At 65.6% G+C, this 26,371-nt stretch carries 24 protein-coding genes and 1 pseudogene; 10 read left to right on the top strand and 15 right to left on the bottom strand.

All coding sequences use genetic code 11. The features are described 5' to 3' along the window. Together RBR29_RS03710 and RBR29_RS03705 are read left to right on the top strand one after the other, a co-directional pair. Positions 1-563 (top strand): HAD-IC family P-type ATPase (locus RBR29_RS03710; protein ID WP_320347363.1); only part of this gene is annotated, 563 nt, incomplete at its 5' end. Positions 564-615: 52 nt separating this feature from the next. Continuing rightward, on the top strand, positions 616-1,509 hold the full coding sequence (locus RBR29_RS03705) for a LysR substrate-binding domain-containing protein (RefSeq protein WP_320347361.1): 894 nt from the start codon (positions 616-618) through the stop codon (positions 1,507-1,509). A gap of 10 nt (positions 1,510-1,519) precedes the next feature. Here RBR29_RS03705 and RBR29_RS03700 read toward each other — a convergent pair whose 3' ends face one another. From RBR29_RS03700 to tkt, 5 genes are all read right to left on the bottom strand, one after another. Then, positions 1,520-2,359 carry a bifunctional allantoicase/(S)-ureidoglycine aminohydrolase gene (locus tag RBR29_RS03700; protein ID WP_320347359.1) on the bottom strand — a complete coding sequence of 280 codons (840 nt, stop codon included), beginning with the start codon at positions 2,357-2,359 and terminating at the stop codon, positions 1,520-1,522. Positions 2,360-2,514: 155 nt separating this feature from the next. Continuing rightward, the gene (locus RBR29_RS03695) at positions 2,515-3,312 is read right to left on the bottom strand and encodes an META and DUF4377 domain-containing protein (protein WP_320347358.1); all 798 of its coding nucleotides are present in this window, start codon (positions 3,310-3,312) and stop codon (positions 2,515-2,517) included. A gap of 103 nt (positions 3,313-3,415) precedes the next feature. Next, positions 3,416-4,603, bottom strand: a complete 1,188-nt coding sequence (locus RBR29_RS03690) for a phosphoglycerate kinase (RefSeq protein ID WP_320347357.1) — start codon at positions 4,601-4,603, stop codon at positions 3,416-3,418. A gap of 106 nt (positions 4,604-4,709) precedes the next feature. Then, positions 4,710-5,720, bottom strand: a complete 1,011-nt coding sequence (gene gap, locus RBR29_RS03685) for a type I glyceraldehyde-3-phosphate dehydrogenase (RefSeq protein ID WP_320347356.1) — start codon at positions 5,718-5,720, stop codon at positions 4,710-4,712. Between the two features lie 12 nt (positions 5,721-5,732). Then, entirely contained in the window at positions 5,733-7,778 is a 2,046-nt protein-coding gene (tkt, locus tag RBR29_RS03680; protein ID WP_320347354.1) for a transketolase, read from the bottom strand. Between the two features lie 131 nt (positions 7,779-7,909). On the opposite strand from tkt, the gene RBR29_RS03675 reads away from it, so the two are divergent. Beyond that, the gene (locus RBR29_RS03675; protein WP_320347353.1) at positions 7,910-8,632 is read left to right on the top strand and encodes a 16S rRNA (uracil(1498)-N(3))-methyltransferase; all 723 of its coding nucleotides are present in this window, start codon (positions 7,910-7,912) and stop codon (positions 8,630-8,632) included. Positions 8,633-8,695: 63 nt separating this feature from the next. On the opposite strand, the gene RBR29_RS03670 is transcribed toward RBR29_RS03675, so the two are convergent. The 4 genes from RBR29_RS03670 to RBR29_RS03655 form a co-directional block, all read right to left on the bottom strand. After that, positions 8,696-9,157 carry a barstar family protein gene (locus RBR29_RS03670; protein WP_320347351.1) on the bottom strand — a complete coding sequence of 154 codons (462 nt, stop codon included), beginning with the start codon at positions 9,155-9,157 and terminating at the stop codon, positions 8,696-8,698. Further along, complete coding sequence (locus RBR29_RS03665; protein ID WP_320347349.1) at positions 9,154-10,398, bottom strand: patatin-like phospholipase family protein; 1,245 nt, start codon at positions 10,396-10,398, stop codon at positions 9,154-9,156. Before RBR29_RS03665 ends, RBR29_RS03670 begins: the two co-directional genes overlap by 4 nt. Continuing rightward, complete coding sequence (locus RBR29_RS03660) at positions 10,373-12,667, bottom strand: NADP-dependent malic enzyme (protein WP_320347347.1); 2,295 nt, start codon at positions 12,665-12,667, stop codon at positions 10,373-10,375. The genes RBR29_RS03665 and RBR29_RS03660 overlap by 26 nt, the downstream gene beginning before the upstream one ends. Before the next feature lie 134 nt (positions 12,668-12,801). Continuing rightward, positions 12,802-13,710: a hypothetical protein gene (locus RBR29_RS03655; protein ID WP_320347345.1), complete on the bottom strand. Its 909-nt coding sequence runs from the start codon at positions 13,708-13,710 to the stop codon at positions 12,802-12,804. A 75-nt stretch (positions 13,711-13,785) separates the two neighbouring features. Here RBR29_RS03655 and RBR29_RS03650 point away from each other — a divergent pair, with 75 nt between their 5' ends. Continuing rightward, positions 13,786-14,949 (top strand): pyridoxal phosphate-dependent aminotransferase, encoded by a 1,164-nt coding sequence (locus RBR29_RS03650; protein ID WP_320347344.1) that lies wholly within the window; start codon positions 13,786-13,788, stop codon positions 14,947-14,949. Between the two features lie 28 nt (positions 14,950-14,977). Here RBR29_RS03650 and RBR29_RS03645 read toward each other — a convergent pair whose 3' ends face one another. Further along, the gene (locus RBR29_RS03645; RefSeq protein ID WP_320347342.1) at positions 14,978-15,850 is read right to left on the bottom strand and encodes a lytic transglycosylase domain-containing protein; all 873 of its coding nucleotides are present in this window, start codon (positions 15,848-15,850) and stop codon (positions 14,978-14,980) included. A gap of 80 nt (positions 15,851-15,930) precedes the next feature. On the opposite strand from RBR29_RS03645, the gene ubiD reads away from it, so the two are divergent. Beyond that, positions 15,931-17,475, top strand: a complete 1,545-nt coding sequence (gene ubiD / locus RBR29_RS03640; protein WP_320347340.1) for a 4-hydroxy-3-polyprenylbenzoate decarboxylase — start codon at positions 15,931-15,933, stop codon at positions 17,473-17,475. Positions 17,476-17,563: 88 nt separating this feature from the next. Here ubiD and RBR29_RS03635 read toward each other — a convergent pair whose 3' ends face one another. The 5 genes from RBR29_RS03635 to dacB all read right to left on the bottom strand — a co-directional run bounded on the left by RBR29_RS03635 (position 17,564) and on the right by dacB (position 21,024). Then, the gene (locus tag RBR29_RS03635; RefSeq protein ID WP_320347339.1) at positions 17,564-17,935 is read right to left on the bottom strand and encodes a hypothetical protein; all 372 of its coding nucleotides are present in this window, start codon (positions 17,933-17,935) and stop codon (positions 17,564-17,566) included. After that, on the bottom strand, positions 17,935-18,378 hold the full coding sequence (locus tag RBR29_RS03630) for a phage holin family protein (RefSeq protein ID WP_320347337.1): 444 nt from the start codon (positions 18,376-18,378) through the stop codon (positions 17,935-17,937). Before RBR29_RS03630 ends, RBR29_RS03635 begins: the two co-directional genes overlap by 1 nt. 5 nt (positions 18,379-18,383) lie before the next feature. Further along, positions 18,384-18,707 carry a DUF883 family protein gene (locus tag RBR29_RS03625; protein WP_320347335.1) on the bottom strand — a complete coding sequence of 108 codons (324 nt, stop codon included), beginning with the start codon at positions 18,705-18,707 and terminating at the stop codon, positions 18,384-18,386. A gap of 132 nt (positions 18,708-18,839) precedes the next feature. Beyond that, positions 18,840-19,478: a uracil phosphoribosyltransferase gene (upp, locus tag RBR29_RS03620; protein WP_320347333.1), complete on the bottom strand. Its 639-nt coding sequence runs from the start codon at positions 19,476-19,478 to the stop codon at positions 18,840-18,842. Between the two features lie 91 nt (positions 19,479-19,569). After that, complete coding sequence (gene dacB, locus RBR29_RS03615) at positions 19,570-21,024, bottom strand: D-alanyl-D-alanine carboxypeptidase/D-alanyl-D-alanine-endopeptidase (RefSeq protein ID WP_320347331.1); 1,455 nt, start codon at positions 21,022-21,024, stop codon at positions 19,570-19,572. 218 nt (positions 21,025-21,242) lie between these two features. Between dacB and queA the strand changes: the two genes are divergently transcribed. From queA to RBR29_RS03590, 5 genes and pseudogenes are all read left to right on the top strand, one after another. Next, positions 21,243-22,301, top strand: coding sequence for a tRNA preQ1(34) S-adenosylmethionine ribosyltransferase-isomerase QueA (gene queA, locus RBR29_RS03610; protein ID WP_320347329.1), 1,059 nt, complete (start codon positions 21,243-21,245; stop codon positions 22,299-22,301). Between the two features lie 16 nt (positions 22,302-22,317). Continuing rightward, positions 22,318-23,454, top strand: coding sequence for a tRNA guanosine(34) transglycosylase Tgt (gene tgt / locus RBR29_RS03605; RefSeq protein ID WP_320347327.1), 1,137 nt, complete (start codon positions 22,318-22,320; stop codon positions 23,452-23,454). Between the two features lie 116 nt (positions 23,455-23,570). Further along, on the top strand, positions 23,571-23,912 hold the full coding sequence (yajC, locus tag RBR29_RS03600; protein WP_320347325.1) for a preprotein translocase subunit YajC: 342 nt from the start codon (positions 23,571-23,573) through the stop codon (positions 23,910-23,912). Between the two features lie 62 nt (positions 23,913-23,974). Further along, positions 23,975-25,846, top strand: coding sequence for a protein translocase subunit SecD (gene secD, locus RBR29_RS03595; RefSeq protein WP_320347323.1), 1,872 nt, complete (start codon positions 23,975-23,977; stop codon positions 25,844-25,846). Between the two features lie 12 nt (positions 25,847-25,858). Next, positions 25,859-26,371 (top strand): annotated as a pseudogene (locus RBR29_RS03590) (protein translocase subunit SecF); the annotation flags it as partial.

Genomic DNA, 26,371 nt, shown 5'->3' with positions numbered 1-26,371 from the left:
CGCATCGCGCCCTGGCAATCTACGCTGTCGCCGACACGATCAAGCCCGACAGCGCCACCGCGATCCAGGACCTGCACGCGCTGGGCGTGCGCACCGCCATGCTGTCGGGCGACAACCCATACACCGTCGCGGCCATTGCCGCCCAGGCCGGCATCGACCGCGCCGAAGGCGATCTGCTGCCCGAGGACAAGCTGCGGATCGTCGGCAGCCTGGCCGCGCCAGGCATTGCCGTGGGCATGGTGGGCGACGGCATCAACGATGCGCCCGCCCTGGCGCGCGCCGACGTGGGCTTCGCCATGGGCGCGATGGGCACGGATGCCGCCATCGAAACCGCCGATGTCGCCCTGATGGACGACGATCTGCGCAAGATCCCCTGGTTCATCCGCCTGTCGCAGGCAACCCACCAGATCCTGGTGCAGAACATTGTCATGGCCCTGGGCATCAAGGCGATCTTCCTGGGCCTGACGGTGGCTGGCCTGGGGACCCTGTGGATGGCGGTGTTCGCCGACGTGGGCGCCAGCCTGCTGGTGGTGGGCAATGGCCTGCGACTGTTGCGACGCTGAAGACCAGGCGAGCGATCGATACGGCGCACGCACAATGCGGGATAATCCAGGCATGAAACCCCATGGATCCCAACGACCGCTGCTTGACCCGGACCTGCTCAAGGCGATCGTCGCCGTGGTCGACTTTGGCGGCTTCACGGCCGCCGCCGCCCGGCTGCACTCCACGCAGTCCACCGTCAGCCAGAAAATCCGCCGACTCGAAGACTTGGTCGGCCATCGCCTGCTGGATCGCAGCGGCCGCACCATCCAGCTGACCGATGCCGGTCAGGCACTGCTCGGTCATGCCCGGCAACTGTTGATGCTGAACGACCAGATCCTGGACATGATGGCGGGCGCCACGGTTGCCCTGACCGTGCGCCTGGGCGTGCCCGAAGACTTTGTCGCCAGCCGCACGACCCAGGTCCTGGCGGATTTCAGCCGGCGCCACCCCCAGGTCAAACTGGAAATCACCAGCGGCCTGTGTTCCGGGCTGGTGGCCAGCTACGACCGGGGGGAACTGGACCTGATCCTGACCAAACAGCGCCACCACAGCCGTGCCGCAGTCGCCAGCAGGCCGGAAACCCTGGCCTGGATCGACAGCGTCCGCCATCCCTGCTTCCAGGCCGACCCGGTGCCGCTGGTGACTTTCCCACCCCGCGGGCTGTACCGAGAGGACATCATCCGCGCCATCGAGGCCATGGGGCGCAGCTGGCGCATCGCCTATACCTGTTCCAGCCTGAACGGTCTCCAGAACGCCGTCGCCGCCGGCCTGGGCATCAGCCTGCTACCCCTGCGGACCGTGACGCAGGACCATGTCATCCTCGGCGCCCGCGAAGGCCTGCCGGCCATCAACGACTACGAGATCGGCCTGTTCCACCGTCCGATGGCAGATGCCACCGTCCGGGCCCTGGCACAGGCCCTGGCCGACATGCTGACGAACGAAGCGCTTGAGCCAAACCGCTCGTGACCGGGCGCGATCAGCGCCGGCCCAGATCGCCCAGCGTCAGGGGCGCATGTCGGTTGACGTCCTTGTACAGCAGGTAACGGAAGGGGCCAGGGCCACCCGCATAGCAGGCCTGTGGACAGAAAGCGCGCAACCACATGAAATCCCCGGCCTGGACCTCGACCCAGTCCTGATTCAGGCGGTAGACCGCCTGACCTTCCAGCACATACAGGCCATGCTCCATCACATGGGTCTCAGCAAACGGAATGATCCCGCCGGGCTGGAAAGTGACAATATTGACGTGCATGTCGTGGCGCATGTCGGCCATGTCCACGAAACGCGTCGTGGCCCAGCGGCCCTCGGTGCCCGGCATGGCGATGGGCTCGATGTCCTGCTCATTGGTGACGAAGGCTTCCGGATACGGCACGCCGTCCACGGCCTGGTAACGCTTGCGAATCCAGTGAAAGCGGACGGCTGCGCCGCTGCGGTTGCGCAATGCCCAGTCCGAGGCAGGCGGGATGAAAGCATAGCCGCCCGGCTTCAGGACGTGTTTCGTGCCCGCCAGGGTCAGTTCGATCTCGCCGTCGACGACGAACAGCACGCCTTCGGCCTCGGGATCCTGTTCAGGCCGTTCGCTGCCGCCGCCCGCGCCGACCTCGACGATGTACTGGGCAAAGGTTTCGGCAAAGCCGGTCAGCGGACGCGCCAGCACCCACAGCCGGGTATGGTCCCAGAACGGCAGGTGGCTGGTGACGATGTCCCGGATCACGCCTTTGGGGATGACGGCGTAGGCTTCGGTGAACATCGCGCGGTCGGTCAGCAGATCGGTCTGCGGGGGGTGGCCGCCATGCGGCGCATAGTAGGTCCTGGACATGGAAACTCCACGGTTCATGCGTTGCGGCCCCCTGCACGGCGGCCGGAAATGGGGGATCCGGAAACGGATGCCCCACCTTAACGGCTGGCCGTGATATTTGCCAATTAAATATTGAAATCCATACCATTCATTTTTTGAATGGATCCCAATCCGCCTTACCGCTGAACGATCAGATCCAGAATGTAGACCCGGGACGAACGATCTGCCGGGGGATGCGGGTCCGTAAACCGCTTGGCCCGCAAAATGGCATGCGCACCATCCCGGTGCTCATAACCTTCGATCGGCTCGTACAGCGGTTGCCAGTCGGTGGCAGGCGGCTGCAGCACGCCTGCGGCATCATAGCGGCGCTCGCGCACACGCAGACACCAGCCATCCGGCATGAGAGGATGGTTGCAGGCCACGCGGTCGGGCGCGATTTCCAGAAACACGATCTCGCCCGGGCCACCGTAACGCGTCTCGGGCGTAGGCACGCCCGCGAAGGTCAGCACGTCCCCGCCCGCCGTGGCCAGGCGCAACCGGGGCGCGTCCGCGCCACCCTGGACCTGTGCGGCCAGGCTGCCTTTCAGGCGCGCGGAGATTGCAGCATCCAGCTGCATGAGTTTCGGCGCGCAGGCCTTCATCGTGGCGGCCAGGCCTTCGATCCGCAAGGTGCCTGATTCAAGCGCATAGCCACCGAACTGGGTATTGCACCCCCCTGACACGTTCAACGACGTGTCGGAAAACGACAGTCTCAGGGGCAATTCCAGCCCCGCGCGCAGGGCCTCGATGGATTTGCCCTGGCGGTCCACGGCTTCGGCCAGGCGCCAATCGTAGGCGGACAGTGAGATCCCATCCAGGACGGGCGCAATGCGATTGGCAGTCATGGTCGTGTGTCCAGGGGCAGAGTCGCTCGGCGCCTGGGCACAGGCGCCGAGCATCAGGGCCAGGACGACGACGGCAAGGGGCTTTTTCATAAGGTAAACCCTGATTCAGGTAAAACCCAATGATAGCAACCGGGCGTGCCTGTTTCAGTACCTGGCGCGTCAAACAAGGTCAAAGCCCAGGCGACTGGACCATTCAGGCCCCACGCGCCTGCAAGGCGGCAACCGCTGGCAGGGTCTTGCCTTCCAGGAATTCCAGAAAGGCGCCGCCGCCGGTCGAGATGTAGCCGACCTGATCGGCGATGCCGAATTTGGCGATCGCCGCCAGGGTATCGCCGCCCCCCGCAATGGAAAAGCCATCGGATTGCGCAATGGCCTGGGCGATGACCCGGGTGCCCCCGGCAAAGGCGTCGAATTCAAACACCCCGACCGGGCCGTTCCAGACGATGGTGCCGGCGCGGCGCAGCTGATCGGCCAGGGCGGCGGCGGTGCGCGGCCCGATGTCCAGGATCAGGTCCTCGGGTCCGACATCGGCCGCGTCCTTGACGGTGGCCGGCGCATCGGCGACAAAGGCCGTTGCCACCACCACGTCCACGGGAATGGGGACTTCGACACCCCGCGCCTTCATGGCATCCATGACGGCGCGGGCCTGATCGACCTGATCGGGCTCGGCCAGCGATTTGCCGATGGGCAAGCCTGCGGCCAGCATGAAGGTATTGGCAATGCCACCGCCCACGATCAACTGATCAACCTTGCCGGCCAGGGACTGGAGGATGGACAGCTTGGTGGACACTTTGGAGCCGCCGACGATGGCCGCCATGGGGCGGCGGGGCGATTGCAACGCCCGGCCCAGGGCATCCAGTTCGGCTTCCAGCAACGGTCCGGCGCAGGCGACCGGCGCATGGCGGGCGATGCCTTCGGTCGTGGCCTCGGCGCGGTGCGCCGTGCCGAACGCGTCATTGACGTAGACGTCGCACAACGCGGCCATGCGGCGGGCCAATTCGGGGTCGTTCTTTTTTTCGCCGGGATTGCAGCGGCAGTTTTCCAGCAGCACGACCTCGCCAGGTGCCACATCCACGCCCCCCACCCAGTCCGTGAGCAGCCGCACCGGCCGCCCCAGCAGTTCGGCCAGACGCTGGGCGACAGGCTGCAGGGTGTCATCCGGCCCCACGACGCCTTCCTTGGGGCGGCCCAGGTGAGAAGTCACCATCACGGCGGCGCCGGCATCCAGCGCCAGCTGGATCGCCGGCACCGACGCCCGGATACGGGTGTCCTCGGTGATACGGCCCTGATCCAGGGGCACGTTCAGGTCGGAACGAATGAAGACGCGCTTGCCCTGCAGGGCGCCAGCCCGCGCCAGGCCGGAAAGAGTCTGTATGGTCATGGAAGCAATCCTTGGGGTCGGGTTCGAGGCGGCGCGGACACTGCCGCACGCCCCGGACATGACGAGGGCGGGTTGCCCCGCCCTGCGCCATGATGATGCCGTGGTCTTATTTCGCGGCCATCAGGGCCACGGTGGTATCGAGCATGCGGTTGGAAAAACCCCATTCATTGTCATACCAGGAAGACACCTTGACCAGGGAGCCGGACACCTTGGTCAGCGCAGCGTCCACCGTGCTGGAGGCCGGATCATGATTGAAGTCGATCGACACCAGGGGTTCGGTGGTGTAGGCCAGAATGCCCTTGAGCGGGCCTTCGGAGGCGGCCTTGAGGATGCCGTTGACTTCCTCGACCGTGGTCTCGCGCGCCGCCACGAACGACAGATCGACGATGGACACGTTGATCGTCGGCACGCGGATTGCGTAGCCGTCCAGCTTGCCGTTCAGTTCGGGCAGCACTAGACCCACCGCAGCAGCCGCGCCGGTCTTGGTGGGAATCATGCTGTGCGTGGCCGAACGCGCGCGACGCAGGTCGGAATGGTAGACATCGGTCAGCACCTGGTCATTGGTATAGGCGTGCACCGTCGTCATCAGGCCGTTGACGATGCCCAGTTTCTGATGCAGCGGGTGGACCAGCGGGGCCAGGCAGTTGGTCGTGCACGAAGCGTTGGAGATGACCGTGTCAGAAGCTTTCAGGACCTGGTGGTTGACGCCGTAGACGATGGTGGCGTCCACGTCCTTGCCACCCGGAGCCGAAATGATGACCTTTTTCGCGCCGCCCTTCAGGTGGGCCGAGGCCTTTTCCTTGGAGGTGAAAAAGCCAGTGCATTCCAGCACCACGTCCACGCCCAGTTCGCCCCAGGGCAATTTGGCCGGATCGCGGTCGGCCAGCACACGGATGCGGTCGCCGTTGACGACCATGTAGTCACCATCGACCTCGACCGTGCCGGGGAAACGGCCATGCGCAGTGTCATAGCGGGTCAGGTGGGCGTTGGTCTTGGGATCGCCCAGATCATTGATGGCAACGATCTGGATGTCGTGTTGCTTGCCGTCTTCATAATGGGCACGCAGGATGTTGCGGCCGATGCGGCCGTAACCGTTGATGGCGACGCGGATGGTCATGAGGGAGCTCCTTTACAAAATCTGCTCGACAGCGGCGGCCACGTGGTCGGCCGTCAGTCCGAAATGTTTGAACAGCTCGCCCGCAGGCGCGGATTCGCCGTAGGTATCAATGCCCACGACGGCGCCCGTCGTGCCCACGTATTTGTACCAGGTCGCCGTGCCGCCCGCCTCGACAGCGACGCGCGGCAGACATTCCGGCAGCACTGCGGCGCGCCAACCGGCGTCCTGCGCATCGAAGACCTGTGTGCAGGGCATGGACACGACACGGGTGGCCACGCCGCGCGCGGCCAGAAGATCCTGGGCCTGCAGGGCGAGTTCGACCTCGGAACCCGTGGCAATCAGCACGGCGCGCGCACCCACCATATCGCGCAGGACGTAACCGCCCCGGGCAATGGCATCGGTCGTGGCCGCATCGCGGGCCACGAAAGGCAGGTTCTGGCGTGACAACAGCAGCGCCGACGGACCGCCAGCCCGGACTGCCATGCCCAGGCTGGCAGGGCGCGCCAGGGCGCACTGCCAGGCCACGGCCGTTTCGGTCGTGTCGCAGGGCCGCCAGACATGCAGGTTGGGGATCAGGCGCAGGCTGCCTGCATGTTCGATCGACTGATGGGTGGGGCCGTCCTCGCCCAGCCCGATCGAGTCATGGGTGAAGACATGCACCACGCGCTGTTTCATCAGCGCGGCCATCCGCAAGGCATTGCGGGAATAGTCCGAGAAAGTCAGGAAGGTGCCACCGAAAGGCAGATAGCCGCCATGCAGGGCCATGCCGTTCATGACGGCCGCCATGCCGAATTCGCGTACGCCGTAGTTGATGTGACGCCCCGACCTGGGGCCGCCCGGGGCGCGGCGCACGGGCTCGACCCCTTTCCAGTCAGTGAAATTGGATCCGGTCAGGTCGGCCGATCCGCCCAGGAGTTCCGGCAGGATGTCCGCAAAGGCGGCGATGGATTGCTGCGAGGCCTTGCGCGATGCAATGGATTCGGCCTTGTCCTGGGTGGACAGGACGTGGGCCCGGGCGCGTTCGGCAAAATCCGCCGGCAATTCACCCGCCATGCGACGGCACAGTTCGGCGGCCAGTTCGGGATAGGCTTCGGCGTAGCGGTCGAAACGCGACTGCCATTCGGCTTGCAGGTCCGCGCCGCGCGTGCGGCCATCCCAATAGCGATAGACTTCGCCGGGGATTTCAAAGGGCGGATGATTCCAGCCCATGGCCTTGCGCGCAGCGGCGATTTCTTCGGCACCCAGGGGGGCGCCATGGACTTTTTCGGTGCCGGCCTTGGTCGGCGCGCCGCGACCGATTTCGGTCCGGCAGCAGATCAGGGTCGGCCCGCTGCCGGCCGCAGCATGCGCGCGCGCTTGGACGATGGCGGCATCGATGGCGTTCATGTCATGGCCATCGACCCCCCGCAGGACGTTCCAGCCATAGGCCTCGAAGCGGGCCGGGGTGTCGTCGGCAAACCAGTCCCGGACCTCGCCATCGATGGAAATCCCGTTGTCGTCGTAGAACACGATCAGGCGCGACAGCCCCAGGGTGCCGGCCAGCGAGCAGGCCTCGTGGGAAATGCCTTCCATCAGACAGCCGTCGCCGACAAAAGCATAGGTTTCGTGACGGATCAGTTCGTGGCCCGGCCGGTTGAATTCGCCCGCCAGCAGCGATTCAGCCAGCGCCATGCCGACCGCGTTGGCCAGGCCCTGACCCAGCGGGCCGGTGGTGGTCTCGACCCCCGGCGTGATGCCGACTTCGGGGTGGCCGGGCGTACGTGAATGCAGCTGGCGGAACCGGCGCAGTTCATCCATGGGCAGATCGTAGCCCGTCAGGTGCAACAGGGCATAGATGAGCATCGAGCCGTGACCATTGGACAAGACGAAACGGTCCCGATCGATCCAGGTTGGATCAGCCGGATTGTGGCGCAGATGCCGCGTCCAGAGCACATGAGCAATGTCGGCCATGCCCATGGGGGCGCCGGGATGCCCGGAATTGGCTTGTTGCACGGCGTCCATGGCCAGGATACGGATGACATTGGCCATGGAAGGATCAGGGGCAGGCAGGGCGCTCATAGAGTCTTGGGGGCAAGCGCCGCACGGCCGAAGCCATGGCCTCACCACATACAGAATCACAAAGCCAGGGATTTTACCATCCTGCCCGGTTCGGTTTATAGTCCACGGCACCCGCACGAATGCCCATTGCCATGCCGCCTCCCCGCTTTTTCTGCGAGACTCCGCTGGCCGCAGGCGGACGCATCGAACTGCCCGCCGCGCTGGCACATCACGCACAGCGTGTGCTGCGACTCGCAGACGGCACCCCCATCGTCCTGTTCGACGGCCTGGGGGGCCAGTACCCCGCCGTGCTGCGCATCGAAGGCCGGCGCACCCTGGCTGAACTGGGCGCGCACGCAGCCATCGACTGCGAACTGCGCGGGCAACTGGTCTTGATCCAGGGGCTGGCCTCGGGCGACAAAATGGACTGGGTCGTGGAAAAAGCCGTCGAACTGGGCATATCCGAACTGTGGCCCGTCGCCGCCGAACGCAGCGTCCTGCGTCTGTCGGGCCCGCGCCTGGAAAAACGCCTGGACCATTGGCGCGCCATCGTCCGGGCCGCCAGTGAACAATGCGGCCGCAACCGGCTGATGGTGGTCCACCCGCCCGCCCCCCTGGCACACTGCCTGGACACCGTACATGGCCCGGCGTTGTTCTGCCACCCCGAAGGGCCCCTGGATTTCCGCATGGCCCTGGACAATGTGCACGACCGCCTGACACTGATGGTCGGCCCCGAAGGTGGCTGGTCGCCGGATGAACTGGCCCTGGCGCAGCGCAAGGGCCTGATCGGCACGCGCTTTGGCCCCCGGGTGCTGCGCACCGAAACCGCCGGACTGGCGCTGGCTTCGGCGGCTACGGTCTTGCTGGACTGGTAGCCACCCAGGACATGCAAAACGGCGCCGAGGCGCCGTTTTGTCTACCCTGATGCAGGAATGGAATCACGATTCCTCGCGGCCGGAATACGGTGTGGGCTCGACACCTGGCTCAGGGTCGGGATGCGCCCCGGCATGCTGGATGGCGTAGGCAAAACGGCGTTCGTTGTTCCGGCCGAATTCGACCACGTCATCGCACACGGCCTGGATGGCCCCGGCCTCGTCCGCCAGTACAGGGTCGCCGGAATGCAGGTGCCGGAACCACAGGAACAGGCCTTCTTTCTGGTCCGTCAGGGTGTCGCACAGCCCGTCGTACAGGGCATCCAGATTGCTGCCGAAATATTCCGGATAGTCAATGGCCTTGACCACGGCCCGCAACACCGCCGACCGGTTGCGCGCCCGGTCGCAATCGACGACAAAGGCTGCCAGGCCAGCCTCGGATGCAGCCGCAAGGGCTTCCTGTTCACTCACTGCCCGGGCATCCACGACGCCTTGCGTGAGCATTTTTTTGATCTGGGCCGGACTCATGCGGACCACTCCTTGAAAAAAGCAATGACCTTTTCAGCCTGATTCAGGCTGTCTGCCCTGCCCAGCGCGATCAGGCTGCGGGTGTAGCCGGACTCGAACAACAGATAGGACGCCAGCGCACCGCCGCCCGGCTCGATCCTGCGCGGCGAAACACCCAGCACGCGAAACAGCGTGCGCACGGCACCCGGCAACTCATCCAGATGTTGCAACGCCAGTTCGTCCAGGGACCGGCTGGGCGCGATCATCAGAGTATGGATGGGCCGCAGTGAATCGCTTTTTAAACGATTTGCCGGGATTTGCGCAAGCAGCTCATTGATCCGCTCCATGCGCTCCATGTCCATGGACACGCCGTCGAGAAAAATATTCGACAGCGTATGACCCGCGACCTGGGCCAGATTGGGGTAAGGCGGGTCCAGATCACGGATATCGGGACTGGTTTCATCCCGGTAGTTGGTACCGATGACAAAGACGCGTTCGGCCCCCAAGTGAATGGCCGGGCTGATCGGGGCCAGCTGGCGCATGGAACCATCCCCGCACCAGAGCGTGCGTCCTCCGGTCAGGATGGCGCGGGCGGGAAAGACGAAGGGGATGGCGCTGGAGGCCAGCAAGTGATCCACTCCGATGGGACATGCCACGGCCCGCCGCAGGGTGCGCGACCAGGGCAGGATGGCTTGCCGGGCCTGATAGAACGTCAGATGTTCACCCGTGGTGTAAGCCGTCGCCGTGATGGCCAGCGCACTCAGGTGGCCACGATTCAGATTGGTCTCCAGACGGGCAAAATTGAGGGTCCGGCACAGCAGGCCTGCCAGGGGCTCATTGTCCAGCAAGGAATGCGGCGCATAGCGAGACAGCTGTGGCCGGATCCAGCCCAGGCTCAGCATTCCCAGCCATTGCAGGCCGGTACGGATCAGCCGCGCGGCGTCTGCGTAATAGATGTCCCGCGTGCGCAGCGCCTGCCACAGGTCGGACAGGTGATCGACTGCACGATGCGGCTGATGGGCGCGGCAGGCCAGGGCGGCGGCATTGATGGCCCCGGCCGAGGTCCCGCACACGATATCGAAGGGATTGCGGAAACCGGGCCGACGGTCCGGGTCCAGCAGTTCCAGCACGCCTGACAGCACGCCGACCTGATAGGCGGCGCGCGCGCCGCCCCCGGTCAGGACCAGGCCCACCCGGGGCAGCGCGCCGGCGTCGGACCACCGGTCCGGAGCCTGTTCAGGTGTGGCGCGGCTTGTTGGCATCGACCACGGTCAGCGCGGTCATGTTGACGATCCGGCGCACGGTGGAACTGGAAGTCAGGATATGCACCGGAGCATTGGCGCCCAGCAGGAACGGCCCGACCGCCACATTGCCGCCCGCCGCCGTCTTGAGCAGGTTGTAGGCGATATTGCCGGCATCCACGCTGGGGCAGATCAACAGATTGGCCTCGCCATGCAAGGTCGTGGACGGCAGGATGCGTTCGCGCAGCGCCGGGTCCAGTGCGCAGTCGCCGTGCATTTCGCCGTCGATCTCCAGGCTGGGGTCGCGTTCCCGCACCAAGGCCATGGCTGCGCGCATTTTTTCGCCGGACGATGAGCTGCCAGAGCCGAAATTGGAACGTGACAGCAGTGCGACCTTGGGTTCAATGTTGAGACGGCGCATTTCAGCTGCCGCCATCAGCGTGATCTCGGCAATCTGGGCAGCGTCGGGATTATCGTTGACGTGCGTGTCCGCCAGCGCCAGGGTGCGTTCTTCCAGAAGCAGGATATTCATGGCCGCGTAAGTGCGGGCACCGGGTTGCAGCCCCAGCACCTCGTCGATGAAACGCAGATGATTGCCGTAGGTCCCCACCGTGCCGCAGATCATGCCATCGGCATCGCCCAGATGCACCATCATGGCGCCGATCAAGGTCAGGCGGCGGCGCATCTCGACACGCGCCATTTCCTTGGTGATGCCCCGGCGGCACATCAGTTCCCAGTATGTCGTCCAGTACCGATGGAAGCGTTCGTCGTGCTCGGGGTTGGTGACCTCGACATCGACCCCCAGGCGGATGCGCAGACCGTATTTTTCGATGCGATCGGCCAGCACGGCCGGCCGGCCGATCAGGATCGGCTTGGCCAGGCGTTCGTCCACCACGATCTGCACCGCGCGCAGCACGCGTTCGTCCTCGCCTTCGGCAAAGACGATGCGCGCCTTGCCGCCTTCGCGGATCATGGCGCGCGCCGCCGAGAACAGCGGCTTCATGAAGGCGCCGGAATGATAGACGAACTGTTCCAGCTGGTCGGCGTAGCTTTCGATGTCCGCCAATGGCCGGGTGGCCACGCCATCGTCCATGGCGGCCTGCGCAACGGCGGGGGAAATGCGCACGATCAGGCGCGGATCGAAAGGCTTGGGAATGAAATAGCTGGGCCCGAAGGACACGTCGTACAGGCCATAGGCGGCCGCCACGATGTCGTTCTGTTCTTCGCGCGCCAGTTTGCAGATGGCCATGACGGCGGCCTTTTCCATGCCGCGCGTGATGGTGGTCGCCCCCACGTCCAGCGCCCCGCGGAAGATATACGGGAAGCACAGCACGTTGTTGACCTGGTTGGGAAAATCGGACCGCCCCGTGGCGATCACGGCATCGGGCCGGACCGCCAGCGCATCGGCCGGCAGGATTTCGGGGTTGGGATTGGCCAGCGCCAGAATCAGCGGGCGTTCGGCCATTTTTTCGACCATAGGGGGCTTGAGCACCCCGCCGGCCGACAAGCCCAGGAACACATCGGCGCCGCCGATGATGTCATCCAGCGTGCGGGCATCGGTCTTCTGGGCGAAGCGGGCCTTTTTTTCGTCCATCAGGACCGTGCGGCCTTCGTAGACCACGCCTTCGATGTCGGACACCCAGATGTGCTCCTGCGGCAGGCCCATGTCCATCATCAATTCCAGGCAGCCCAGGGCGGCCGCGCCGGCGCCCGAGACCACGACCCGGACCTTGTCGATGTCCTTGCCCACCACTTCCAGCCCGTTGATGAAGGCCGCAGTCACGCAAATGGCCGTGCCATGCTGGTCGTCGTGAAAGACAGGAATGTTCATGCGCTCGCGCAATTTCTGTTCGACGTAGAAACATTCGGGCGCCTTGATGTCTTCCAGGTTGATGCCGCCGAACGTGGGTTCCAGACCCGCGATGATGTCGACCAGCTTGTCCGGGTCCTGTTCGTTGATCTCGATATCGAAAACGTCCAGACCGGAGAATTTCTTGAATAGGACGGCCTTGCCTTCCATGACGGGCTTGGAGGCCAGCGGACCGATATTGCCCAGGCCCAGCACGGCCGTGCCATTGGAAATGACGCCGACCAGATTGCCGCGACCCGTGTAGCGGAACGCATTGTGGCTGTCGGCAACGATTGCTTCGCAGGCGGCGGCGACCCCGGGGGAATAGGCCAGTGCGAGATCCCGCTGATTGGAAAGCTGTTTGGTGGGGGTAACCGAGATTTTCCCGGGACGGCCGTGCTCATGATATTCGAGCGCTGCGGCGCGCAAGGATTCGTCCATGGTAAGGCAACCTTGATGGGTAATGAAAACAAAGGGGGAGGTGTGCTGCCGACCATTCTAGCTGCTTGCGCCCACTCGCGGTATGGCACAGCACGTATCGCCTGGATGACGCAACATCCACGCCCGGGCGGCCATCAGGTGAACTGCTGCCCCTGATCAGGAAACAGGCCATCGGGATCGAACAGGGCGCGCACGGCAAGATCCGTTTCCCCCACCGACCGACCGGCATCCGCACGGCGCCCGTAGCGCAGATCGTAAGACCGCTCGACGGGCTGCCCGATGCGCTCATCGAACACCAGCCATTCGACCCAGCCCAGTTCGCCCCCGTGGCCCAGCAGCAGATGAGCCAGGTTGACAGTGCCGCCAGCGGACGGATGCAAGGCATCCAGGCGGTAGCGCCCATTCCACAGGCCATCGGCCTGCAACCCCTGGGCGGCGGACGCCGAAGCCAGTTCGAACAGCCGAGGGATCAGGCCCTGGATGCGAGCGTTATCCAGCGGCTTGCGGTTGTCCACCCCGAACGCCCCCAGATTGGCCTGCGTGCCGTCGGCCAACAACACCAGTGCATGCACCAGACCGCTGGCCGCCGTATCCCCGCAGTCCCAATCGCAGCCACGCCGGTCGGCCAGCCAGGCCGCCACCGTCAAATGCGGCGGCTGATCGCGAAACTGCGGCAGCCCAGCCTGTTCCAAATCACCGACCAGACAACCGGGCTGCACGAACCAGCGCGGATCGCCCGGCCCCAGCCGCTCGCAGCGCGCCATGGCGGCACCCGGTTCGATCCACAGCACGGGGCTGTCTTCCAGGCGCGCTGCCGAGGGGATGCCATCCAGAGCCAGTGTGACGCCATGTTCCATGCACAGAGACCGGGCATGGTAGACATCCTGCATGTGCCCCGGTACCAGTCGGGCGCAGCCGGCCTCGGTGGAAAAATCATGCACCGTCCCCTGCGCGATGCGGCGCAGGTGGTCCAGGAAGGCGTCCCAGGGAGATCGTTCCGGGCGGCGGCCAACCAGAAAAGCGCGGCGCGAAGGGGACTGCATGGCAGGGTTCCAGGGACAATGAGCGGGGAGACTACAATCGGGCTTTCTTTCCGAACAGCATTGCAAGGTTGCACGATGGTCCGACTGGCCGACAGAACCGAACGCACGGTGCCATTCTACGCCGTGGAAGTCCTGAAACAGGCCCAGGCGCTCGCGGCCCAGGGCCATGACATCATCAGCCTGGGAATCGGCGAACCCGATTTCACCGCCCCCGCGCGCGTGCTCGAAACCCTGAACCGCGCAGCCGACGCCGGCCTGAGCGGCTATACCGCACCGGCCGGCATTCCCGCCCTGCGCGAAGCCATCGCGCACTACTATGGCACGCATTTCGGCGCAACGGTGGATCCGGCCTGCGTCCTGATCACATCAGGCGCTTCGGGCGCCCTGTTGCTGGCTGCAATGGCCCTGGTCGATCCAGGCGACGAAGTCCTGATGCCCGACCCGTCCTACCCCGCCAACCGCAATTTCATCACAGCGGCGGGCGGTATCACACGCCTGGTGCCGACCACGGCCGAACACCGCTACCAGCTGCGCCCAGAGGATATCGATGCGCACTGGGGCCCGGCCACGCGCGGCGTGCTGATCGCCTCGCCCAGCAACCCCACCGGCACATCCATGCCACGCGAGGCCCTGCGCGCCCTGGTCGATGCCGTGCGTGCGCGCGGCGGTTTCGTCATCCTGGACGAGATCTACCTGGGCCTGACCTACGATGCGCCGCCGCAAAGCGGCCTGACGCTGGACGACGGCCTGGTGGTCATCAACAGCTTCTCGAAATATTTCCACATGACTGGCTGGCGCCTGGGCTGGCTGATCGCGCCCAAATCCATGATGCCGGCCCTGGAACGCCTGGCGGCCAGCCTGGCGATCTGCGCCCCGGCGCTGGCCCAGCACGCGGCGCTCAGCTGCTTTGAGCCCGAAGTCATGCAGGTCTACGAACGCCGGCGCCTGTCATTCAAGGAACGGCGCGATTTCCTGCTGCCCGCCTTCGAGCGCCTGGGGCTGCACGTGCCCGCCGCCCCGGACGGGGCTTTCTACATTTTTTCCGACATCCACGGGCTGGGCATGGACAGCACGGAATTCTGCCACCGCCTGCTGCACGAGGCCGGAGTCGCCGCCGTGCCGGGTCTGGATTTCGGCCAGGCCCATGCGCAGCGCACGGTCCGCTTTTCCTATGCCACCAGCCTGGACCGCCTGCGCGAGGCCGTCGCCCGGATGGCCGTATTCCTGGGACAGCGCTGATCCCGCCGCCCCTGGCATCCACCAGCGCTCAGTTCCTGGGCGGGATCCCCGAGGCCAGGGCAATGCGCCGGCGTTCGGCCAGCACCCGGGCGCCATAGCCACCGTCACTGGGCCCGGTCGCGCCGACATAGCACGCCAGGCCACCTTCCAGGCCGCCGCGCCGACGGATGCAGTCCGACAGGATCTGCGCGCCAACCCGGATGTTGGTGACCGGATCGAAGACCGCCGCTGCGCCACCACTGGGTCGCAGTTTGTCCCGATGGACCCGCGTCATAACCTGCATCAGCCCTTGCGCGCCGACCGCACTCTCGACAAAGGGGTTGTAGCGCGACTCGATGGCGATCACCGCCAGCAACAGTTGCGGATCCAGTTTCCGCTCGCGACCGACCTCGAACGTGGTCCGGATCAGGGCGCCCGCCACACTGCTGGCAATGCGGTATTTGCGCGCCAGGTAGCTGCGCAGCGCATGCGCCTGGGCCTGGGTCACCCCCGGGATCGGCTGGTCTCTCAGGCTGGCGGCCAGGGCGCTGGCAAAGGTCAGGCGCCCTGATACGCCATCCTGATCCGCCTGGTCCACAGCCGCCCCGTCGGCAGCGGCGTCATCCGGACTGGCCGCTGACGCAACGCCATCGCTGGGCGTGGGAGCCGCCTGTGGCAACGACCAGTCCGGCGCTTCAGCTTCGTCATCGGCTGCATAGCCCCCCCCATCGGCCTGGAACATCGCCAGGACGACTTCGTGCAACTGCTGGGATTGCTGCCGCATGGAAGGCAGCACCAGGCTCAGGCCCAGGGTGGTCAGCACAGCCAGGCCCAGGTAGATGGCGCTGACGTGGACGAATTCACCCACAGGCCGAAGCACGGCGCGCACACCGTGCCGCAACTGCTCAGGAACAGACCGCATGGGCGCCTCCGGAAACTGTCCAGGCGGGAGGAATGGTAATCTTGGCCACGACGCCACTGTAACCGATCAACGATACCGCCGTGAAATACCGCGACCTACGGGACTTCATCACCCAACTGGAACGCCAGGGCCAGCTCAAACGCATCACACACCCCGTTTCCACCGCCCTGGAAATGACCGAAATCAGCGACCGGGTCCTGCGGGCTGCCGGCCCTGCCCTGCTGTTCGAGCACCCGCTGCATGCCGGACAGGCCTGCCGCACGCCGGTCCTGACCAATCTGTTCGGCACGCCGAAACGGGTCGCCTGGGGCATGGGGGCAGAAGACGTGTTCGCCCTGCGGGACACCGGCGAACTGCTGGCTTCGCTGCGCGAGCCTACGCCCCCCCAGGGCATGCGCGACGCCCTGTCCAAAGTCTCCATGCTGAAATCAGCCCTGTGGGACATGAACCCTCGGCAGATGCGCGCCCCGCCCTGCCAGGAAATCGTCCTCGAAGCCGGTGACGTGGATCTGAACGCCCTGCCCCTGCAAAGCTGCTGGCCGGGCGATGTGGCCCCGCTGCTGACCTGGGGCCTGGTGATCACGCGCGGCCCGCGCGCGCGCCGCCAGAATCTGGGTATCTACCGCCAGCAACTGATCGGCCGCAACAAGCTCATCATGCGCTGGCTGTCGCATCGCGGCGGCGCGCTGGATTTCCGCGACCACGCCCTGGCCCACCCTGGCCAGCCTTTTCCAATTGCGGTGGCGCTGGGCGCCGATCCCGCCACCACGCTGGCAGCCGTCACCCCGATTCCCGACAGCCTGTCGGAATACCAGTTCGCCGGCCTGTTGCGCGGCTCGCGCACCGAACTCGCGCCCGCACTGGGCAGCGGCCTGTCGGTGCCGGCCCATGCCGAGATCATTCTCGAAGGCCACATCCTGCCGGCCACCGATCCGCGCGCGCAGCGCCCCGATGTGCCCGAAGGCGTCACCCCGCCGCCGGACACCGGCTACGAGATGGCCCTGGAAGGCCCTTACGGCGACCACACCGGCTACTACAACGAACAGGACTGGTTCCCGGTCTTCACGGTGGACCGCATCACCCACCGGCGCAATCCCATCTACCACAGCACCTACACCGGCAAGCCACCCGACGAACCGGCCGTGCTGGGCGTGGCCCTGAACGAAGTCTTCGTGCCCCTGCTCAAACGCCAGTTCCCGGAAATCGTCGATTTCCACCTGCCGCCCGAAGGCTGCAGCTATCGCCTGGCCGTGGTGTCGATCCGCAAGCAGTACCCAGGCCACGCCAAGCGCATCCTGTTCGGCCTGTGGAGCGTGCTGCGCCAGTTCATGTACACCAAGTTCATCGTCGTGGTGGACGAGGACATCGACCCCCGGCAATGGCCCGAGGTCATCTGGGCCATGACCACACGCATGGATCCGGTGCGCGATACGCTGCTGGTGGACCACACCCCGATCGACTACCTGGATTTCGCATCGCCCGTATCCGGGCTGGGCGGCAAGATGGGGCTGGACGCGACCAACAAATGGCCGGGTGAAACCCAGCGCGAATGGGGCCGGCCAATCCAGATGACGCCCGCAGTCAAACAGCGTGTGGACGAAATGTGGGGGGATCTGGGGCTATAAAGATACGGCCCCCCCGCGTTGCGCAGCCCGCTGCTCCTTTCCAAAGGACGGGCCTGAGGGTGGCCCGGCGGCAAACAGGCGCCACCGCTCACTCGCCGGTGTTGCGGCCCCGGCGCCTCCCCAACCACACCAGGCCCGCAATCAGCGCCGTCTTCAGTGCCATGCCGCGCCGCTGGCGGTTGGAGACCACCGAGGTCAGCACGGACAACAACACGGGATAGCGGCGCAGGATCTGAATCCCGCTGCCCAGCCAGCCCAACCCGGCCGAGCCCAGCCGGTCACGTACCTGGGCCACCAGGGATTCGGGCCGCAGTTCGTCCACCAGCTGACACGCGCTGCGCCGCACGGCCATGCGCTCGTAGCCCGCGCGCATGCGCAGCAATTCGATGCGCAGGCGGCGGTCCGCTGCGGATTCTTGCTTGGGGCGGCCAGGACGATCGCCGAGACGTGCGCTGCTCATCAATCCCCCCCGATGCCGGCATCCACGGCGCGGCCTGCAGACTGTTCCGATGCGTCTGGTTCAGGGACGCCCGCAAGGACGGCCCTGAGTCCTGCCTCGTCCTCGCGCAGCACCTCGACGGTCACGGCAAACGGATCCGGATCGCGTTTCAAGCGCCAGGCCAGCCAGCCGACCAGGCCCACGCCCAACGCGGCGTACACCAGCGCCAGCAGGCCCAGGGCCAGGAATCGGTATTCAGTCGGCCAGAACACCAGGGCCAGGGCCAGTGTGGCCACCAGCAGGGCCAGCAACAAAAAGACGGCTGCCGCCAGCAGCGCCGCCAGGCGGCACAACAGACGCTCGCCAGCGTCCCGGGCTTCCAGGCTGAACAATTCCAGGCGCGTACCGGCCAGGGCCGCCAGCTGGGCGGCCAGGCTGGAAAACGCGCGACCGATCGGTCCCATCCAGATCAGCGGCGAGACAGCAGCGCGCCCAGCAACAGGCCGGCCACCCCGGCGATCCCAACGGCCTTCCAGGGATTGGACTGGACGTATTCATCGGTGTCATGTACGACCTTACGCCCTTGTTCCACCAGGCTGGCCTGGGTTTCGGACAGGGCTTCGCGCCCCTGGTCCAGCGCTTTCAGCGCCCGGGCGCGCAGATCGGCGGCCTTTTCCCCCGTCGCGTCGGCGGCCTCGCGCAGCAGTTTTTCGGCCTGGTCCAGGCTGGACTTCAGATCCTCGATCAACGCGTCCCCTGCGGATTGCGTGGCGATTTGCTTGCGAGTGGCCATGGACAGCTCCTGTGAGAAGGAATGATGAACTTTCATCCTACCTGATCCGGGGAAACCCGATGTATCAAAACTTGAGGAATCTGACTGAAATCAAGACCAATGCGGCAGCGGTACAACCGGCCCATCCCGCCGTCAATCCGTCTTCTGCCGCGTCCCAAAGATACGATCCCCGGCATCGCCCAGGCCGGGAATGATGTAGCCGTTCTCGTTCAGATGATCGTCGATGGACGCGGTGTAGATGTGTACGTCGGGGTGGGCGCGTTCGACGGCGGCGATGCCCTCGGGCGCAGCCACCAACACCAGCGCGCGCACGACGCGGGCGCCAGCCTGCTTGAGCATGTCGATGGTGGCCACCATGGAACCGCCCGTGGCGAGCATGGGATCGACGATCAAGGCCAGGCGCTGATCCAATTGACCCACCAGCTTTTCCAGATACGGCTGGGCCTGCAGGGTTTCCTCGTTGCGGGCAATGCCGACCGCACTGACCTTGGCGCCCGGAATCAGGGTCAGCACGCCGTCGAGCATGCCGATGCCGGCACGCAGGATCGGCACCACGGTGACTTTTTTACCGGCCAGTTTCTCGACGTCGATTTCGCCCGCCCAGCCAGTGATGCGCACGGGTTCCAGCGGCAGATCCTTGGTGGCCTCGTAGGTCAGCAGGGCGCCGATTTCCTGGGCCATTTCGCGGAAATTCTTGGTGCTGAGGTCCGCGCGCCGCATCAGGCCCAGTTTGTGGCGGATCAGGGGGTGGCGGATTTCATGGATGGGCATGGCGGCTCGGTCATTCAGGACAGGGTGGCATGCAGTGTAACTCGCCGCGCCAGGGAAACGGCCAGGAACGAACCCCGCGTCCCCGGCCCGTTCAGCGCGCCGCCAGCCATTCGACGAGCGCATCGTCGAATGGCCGCACGGCGGCCGCGCCCGGGTCATTGACCAGGCTGACCAGGATGTAGCGCTTGCCGCTGGCGCCGCGCACGTAGCCGGCCAGCGCACGCGAATCACGCAGCGTGCCGGTCTTCAGGTGGGCCTGACCGCGCGTGTCCTCGGAACGCAAGCGGCGGCGCACGGTGCCGTCCACCCCCGAAATCGCCAGCGAGGAAACGAACTCAGGCATCAGAGGCGAACGCCAGGCCACGTCCAGCATCTGCGCCAGGCCACGCGCCGTGACGCGGCCCTGGCGCGACAGGCCCGAACCGTTGTCCAGCGTCCAGCCCGTGGTGTCCACCCCCTGGTTCTTCAGGATCTGGCGAACCGCCCGGCCGCCGCTGTCGGTCGTGGCGCCCGGACCGTTCAGCTCCGCGCCCAGGGTCAGCAGGGTCATGCGGGCCATGACGTTGTTGCTGTGCTTGTTGATCTGGCGAATCACATCGGCCAACGAGGGCGAGTCGTGCCAGGCCAGCGCCGTGGCCCGTGCGGGCACGCGGCCGGCGCGGATGCCGCGCGCCAGCGTGCCACCCAATTCACGCCAAAGCAGGCGGAACAGCGCTTCGAAATGATCATCCTGGCTGCCAGCCAGGCGATACACGCTGAACTCGCCACACGATCCGACGGCCTTGCCGGCAACATGAATAATGGACCTGGGCCCTTCGGGGCGCACATCGGCCGCCACCACCGGCGAGCCCTTGCACGTGCCATCCTGCCATTCGAGCCGGCCCTCGACGCGCACATTGCGGGTCGGCGGATCGAGCAGCGGCACCCACTGGCGCGATCTGGCATCAGGCAGGAACACCAGCCGGGTGGCGCCAAAATTGACCATCATCGCGTCAGGGCTGGCGTTGTAGGGGCGGTCGGGCGCATCATCGAAATCGCCCGGGTCAATGGCCACATCACCAAAGCGGCTGCGATCGACGACCACCTCGGACAGGTTCTTCACCCCGCGCAGGCGCAGTTCCCGCAGCAGGTTCCAAAGGTCTTCCTGGCGAAACCAGGGATCCCCGCCCGCCTGGACATACAGCGGGCCCTGCAGGGTGCCCTGCTCGTCCACGCGGGCGCCCGGGTCGGACAGCAGGCGGGTACGCCAGACGTAGTCCGGCCCCAGGGCCGAGAGCGCAGCCCAGGTCGTCACGGTTTTCATCACCGAAGCCGGATTGCGGGGTTGGTCGGCCTGGATGCGGGCGATGACCGGCCCACCGGCCTCGCGGATTTCCAGCGACAGCGATGACAGCGGCAACCGGGTCGCCTGCCAGGCCCTTTGCAGTTCTGGCGGCAGGGCCTGCGCACCAGCCCCCAGAGACACCCCCGCGAGCAGGCAGGCCGCCAGAACCGCCCTGAATCGATTCCACCTTGCCTGCGGTTCACACCATCCAGCCAATCGCATGCGCCCCCCAATCAGCATCAAAAAACGCCAGCATAATCCAAAGTCCAAAGCGGCCGCTCTGGTTGCCAGGCCTGGTCGCCTGAATCTCTGGGGGCCAGCGATCCCGCGCAGGAGGCGCACGCATCGGCCCCGGAGCGTAACGGACTAAAATACCCCCCGATTTCCATCCCCCAGACCCTTTCCTGCCCCGGGCGGCCTCATCGGCGCCCGGATCTCCCGTGACCGATTCCCTCGATATTGCCCAGTTCGACTACGAACTGCCCCCCGAACTGATCGCCCAGCACCCCGCCGAACGGCGCGACGCCAGCCGCCTGTTGCATCTGGATAGTGCCGGCGGCCTGCACGACCGGCAGTTCACCGATCTGCCCAGCCTGCTGCGCCCTGGCGACCTGCTGGTCTTCAACGACACCCGCGTCATCAAGGCCCGGCTGCGCGGGCGCAAGGACAGTGGCGGCCAGGTCGAAGTCCTGGTCGAACGCATCACCGACCCCCAACGCGCGCTGGCGCACGTGCGCGCCAGCAAATCGCCGCGCCCAGGCACGCGCCTGATCCTGGCCGAAGACGCCTTCCAGGTCACAGTCCTGGGCCGCCAGGACGGGCTGTTCGAACTGGACTTCCCGGCCCCCGTGCTGGAACTGCTGAAACGGCACGGCAGCGTGCCCCTGCCGCCCTACATCACGCACAGCGCCGACGGCGAAGACGAAGCGCGCTACCAGACCGTCTATGCCGACAAGCCGGGTGCCGTGGCCGCGCCGACCGCCGGCCTGCATTTTGACCAGGCCATGCTCGACCGCCTGGAGGCGCTGGGCGTGGAACGCGCATTCGTCACCCTGCACGTCGGCGCGGGCACCTTCCAGCCGGTGCGTGTCGCACGCATCAGCGAGCACGTCATGCACGCGGAACGCTATGCCGTGCCAGCCGAAACCCTGCACCACATCCGCGCAACCCGTGCACGCAGCGGCCGCGTGGTGGCCGTGGGCACCACCAGCGTGCGCTCCCTGGAAGCCGCCGCCCGCGACGGCGACGGCCAACGGGCCTGCGAAGGCGACACCCGGCTGTTCATCACGCCCGGCTACCGCTTCGAGCACGTGGATGCCCTGATCACCAATTTCCACTTGCCGCAATCGACACTGCTGATGCTGGTGTCCGCCCTGGCGGGCATGGCCCCCATCCGCCGCGCCTATGCCCACGCCGTGCAATCGCGCTATCGATTCTTCAGCTATGGTGATGCCATGTTCATCGAAGCCCCCCGGAACCTCATTTCCTCTCAGTCCTGATCGACCAACACACGCCATGACCGGACTCCGATTCGAACTGCTGCACACCGATGGCGCCGCCCGGCGCGGCCGCCTGACGCTGAACCACGGTGTCGTCCAGACCCCGATCTTCATGCCCGTAGGCACCTATGGCAGCGTCAAGGCCATGCTGCCACACGAACTGGAGGACATCGGCGCCCAGATCGTGCTGGGCAACACCTTTCACTTGTGGCTGCGTCCCGGCACCGACATCCTGGACCGCCACGGCGGCCTGCACGGCTTCATGCAATGGAACCGCCCAATCCTGACGGATTCAGGGGGATTCCAGGTCTTCAGCCTGGACAGCATGCGCAAGATCACCGAAGAAGGCGTGCGCTTCGCTTCGCCCATCGACGGCGCGCGCCTGTTCCTGACGCCCGAGGAATCGATGCGCATCCAGCGCAGCCTGAATTCGGACATCGCCATGGTGCTGGACGAATGCACGCCCTACCGCATCGGTGACCGCCCCGCCACCCACGAAGAAGCCGCCGCCTCGATGCGCATGTCGCTGCGCTGGGCGCGCCGATCCCGCCAGGCTTTCCTGGATCAGGGCAATCCAAACGCCCTGTTCGGCATCATCCAGGGCGGCATGTACGAGGATCTGCGCGATGAGTCCCTGGCCGGCCTGACCGAGATCGGCTTCGAAGGCTACGCCATCGGCGGCCTGTCAGTGGGCGAACCCAAGGAAGACATGATGCGCGTGCTGGCCCACGTGGCCCCGCGCATGCCCGCCCAGGCCCCGCGCTATCTGATGGGGGTGGGCACGCCCGAAGATCTGGTCGAAGGCGTGAGCCGGGGGGTGGACATGTTCGACTGCGTCATGCCCACCCGCAATGCGCGCAATGGCTGGCTGTTCACCCGCCATGGCGACATCAAGATCCGCAATGCCCGCTACCGCGATGACACCCGACCGCTGGATCCGGAATGCGGCTGCCATACCTGCCGGCATTTCTCGCGCGCTTACCTGCACCACCTGCAACGCGCCGGAGAAATCACCGGCGCCCGCCTGAATACCCTGCACAACCTGCACTACTACCTGCAACTGATGAGCGACATGCGCACGGCCATCGAAGAGCACCGTTTCGAGTCCTGGCGCCAGGCCTTCCACCGCGACCGGGCGCGCGGCATCGAATAGGCCACGGGCACGCGATCCGGCAGATATCCCGCTACAATCAAGAGTTAATTTCATTCATGGCCAGACATGTCTTGCACGTGTCCGGCCACAAAAACCCACCGACCCCAGGAGCCCCCATGTCTCTCGTTGACACCCTGACCCTGATCCCGGCCCAAGCCGCCCCAGAAGCGAACCCGCTGATGAGCATGCTGCCCATCATCCTGATGTTCGTCATTCTGTATTTCCTGATGATCCGGCCGCAAATGAAGCGTCAGAAAGAACACAAGAAAATGGTCGAAGCCCTGGCCAAGGGTGACGAAATCATCCTGTCGGGCGGCATGCTGGGCAAGATCAGCAAGGTCAGCGACAACTATCTGACCATCGAAATCGCCCAGTCGGGCGACAAGGCCGTGGAAACCATCGTGCAACGCAGTGCCGTGACCGCCGTGCTGCCCAAGGGAACGATCAAGTCGCTCTGATTCGCCCGGTGGGCGCTGCCCCCGGCGCCCCGCCTCTCCAGTCCCGCTTCACTCGACCGATCATGAACCGCTACCCTCTCTGGAAATACCTCATCGTTCTGGCCGCCGTCCTGATCGGCGTACTCTACACGCTGCCCAACCTCTACGGTGAATCGCCGGCGGTCCAGATCGCAGGAGCCAAGACGGCCGTCAAGATCGATCAGGACACCCTGGCCCGGGCCGAACGGGTGCTGGAACAAGCCGGGCTGAATCCGACCGCCAGTTCCTTCGAAATGAATGGCCCGGTCGGCACGGTGCGGCTGCGCTTCGATTCCACCGACACCCAGCTCAAGGCCAAGGACCAGCTCGAAAAAGCGCTCAACCCCGACCCGCAGAACCCCGATTACACGGTTGCGCTGAACCTGATGACGGCGTCTCCGACCTGGCTGACGGCCCTGGGTGCCCACCCCATGTATCTGGGCCTGGACCTGCGCGGCGGCGTGCACTTCCTGCTCCAGGTGGACATGCAAGGCGCCCTGACCAGCCGCTACGATTCCATGGCCGGCGAGGCCCGCACCACGCTGCGCGACGCCAAGATCAGGGTCGAGGACGTGGAGCGCAACCAGCAATCCGTGCGCGCAACCTTTGCGACCGAGACTGATCGCGATGCAGCCGTCGACACGCTGCGCCGTGCCATGCCGGAAATGGTCTTCACGGCCAGCCAGTCGGGCGACCAGTGGCTGGTGGACGGCACGCTCAGTCCGGCCGCCATCACCCAGGTTCAGAACCATGCCCTGAAACAGAATATCCAGACCTTGCACAACCGGATCAACGAACTCGGCGTGGCCGAACCCGTGATCCAGCAACAGGGCAGCGATCGCATCGTGGTCCAATTGCCCGGCGTCCAGGACGTCGCCAAGGCCAAGGACATTCTGGGCCGTACCGCCACCCTGGAAATCCACATGGTGGACGATTCGCCCACCGCCACGGCGGCCCTGGCTTCGGGCCGCGTGCCTTTCGGCCTGGTGCGCTACGCAGACCGCGATGGCCGCCCGCTGCTGCTGCGCCGCCAGGTGATCCTGACGGGCGAGAACCTGCAGGATGCCCAGCCCGGCCGCGACCAGCAGACCCAGCAGCCCACGGTCAACCTGACGCTGGATTCCAAGGGCGCCCGCATCTTCCGCGACGTCACGCGCGACAACATCGGCAAGCGCATGGCCATCGTGCTGTTCGAAAACGGCAAGGGCGAAGTCGTTACCGCTCCGGTCATCCGTTCCGAAATCCCCGGCGGCCAGGTGCAGATTTCCGGCAGCATGACCGCCCAGGAAGCCGCCGACGTGGCCTTGCTGCTGCGCGCAGGTTCTCTGGCTGCGCCCATGCACATCATCGAAGAACGCACCATCGGCCCCAGCCTGGGCGCCGCCAACATCAAACAGGGTTTCGACTCGACGCTGTACGGCTTTGCCGCCATCGCGATCTTCATCATCCTGTACTACCACCTGTTTGGCCTGTTCTCCACACTGGGACTCAGCTTCAACGTGTTGCTGCTGCTGGCGGTGCTGTCCATGCTGCAAGCCACGCTGACCCTGCCCGGCATCGCCGCCATCGCCCTGACGCTGGGGATGGCCATTGACGCCAACGTGCTGATCAACGAACGCATCCGCGAAGAACTGCGCGCCGGGCTGCCGCCCCAGCAGGCCATCCACCTGGGCTTCGATCGTGCCTGGGCGACCATTTTCGACTCCAACCTGACCAGCCTGATCGTGGGCGTCGCGCTGCTGGCCTTCGGCACCGGGCCGGTGCGCGGCTTTGCCGTGGTGCACTGCATCGGCATCCTGACCTCGATGTTCTCGTCCGTGGTCGGCGTGCGCGCCCTGGCCAATCTGTACTACGGCCGCAAACGCAAGCTCAAGTCGATCTCCATCGGCCAGATCTGGAAACCCAATCAGGACTAATCAGGATTCATCATGGAATTTTTCCGCATCCATCGCACCATCCCGTTCATGCGGCATGCGCTGATCCTGAACATCATCAGCCTGCTGACCTTTCTGGCCGCCGTCTTTTTCATCGCCACCCGGGGTTTCCATCTGTCGATCGAATTCACCGGCGGCACAGTCATGGAAGTCCATTACGAACAGTCCGCCCCGGTGGCTGAAATCCGCACGGCCATTGATGCGCTGGGCTACACCGATTTCCAGGTGCAGAACTTCGGCACATCCCAGGACGTGATGATCCGCCTGCCGGTTCGCCCCGACGAAGACACCGCCGCCCAGAGCCGCGCCGTGCTGTCGGCCCTGCAGGCCCAGCACCCCGACGCGCAACTGCGCCGGGTGGAATTCGTCGGGCCGCAGGTCGGTCAGGAACTGCTGCACAACGGCCTGATGGCGCTGCTGTTCGTGGTGGTCGGCATCATGGTGTACCTGGCCGTGCGTTTCGAATGGAAACTGGCGGCCTCGTGCGCCCTGGCGAACCTGCACGAC

The organism is Castellaniella sp., from assembly GCF_034007085.1.
Taxonomy (GTDB): domain Bacteria; phylum Pseudomonadota; class Gammaproteobacteria; order Burkholderiales; family Burkholderiaceae_B; genus Castellaniella.
Note: the sequence above shows the minus strand (reverse complement) of the source record. Positions and strands in the feature narration are given on the sequence as shown.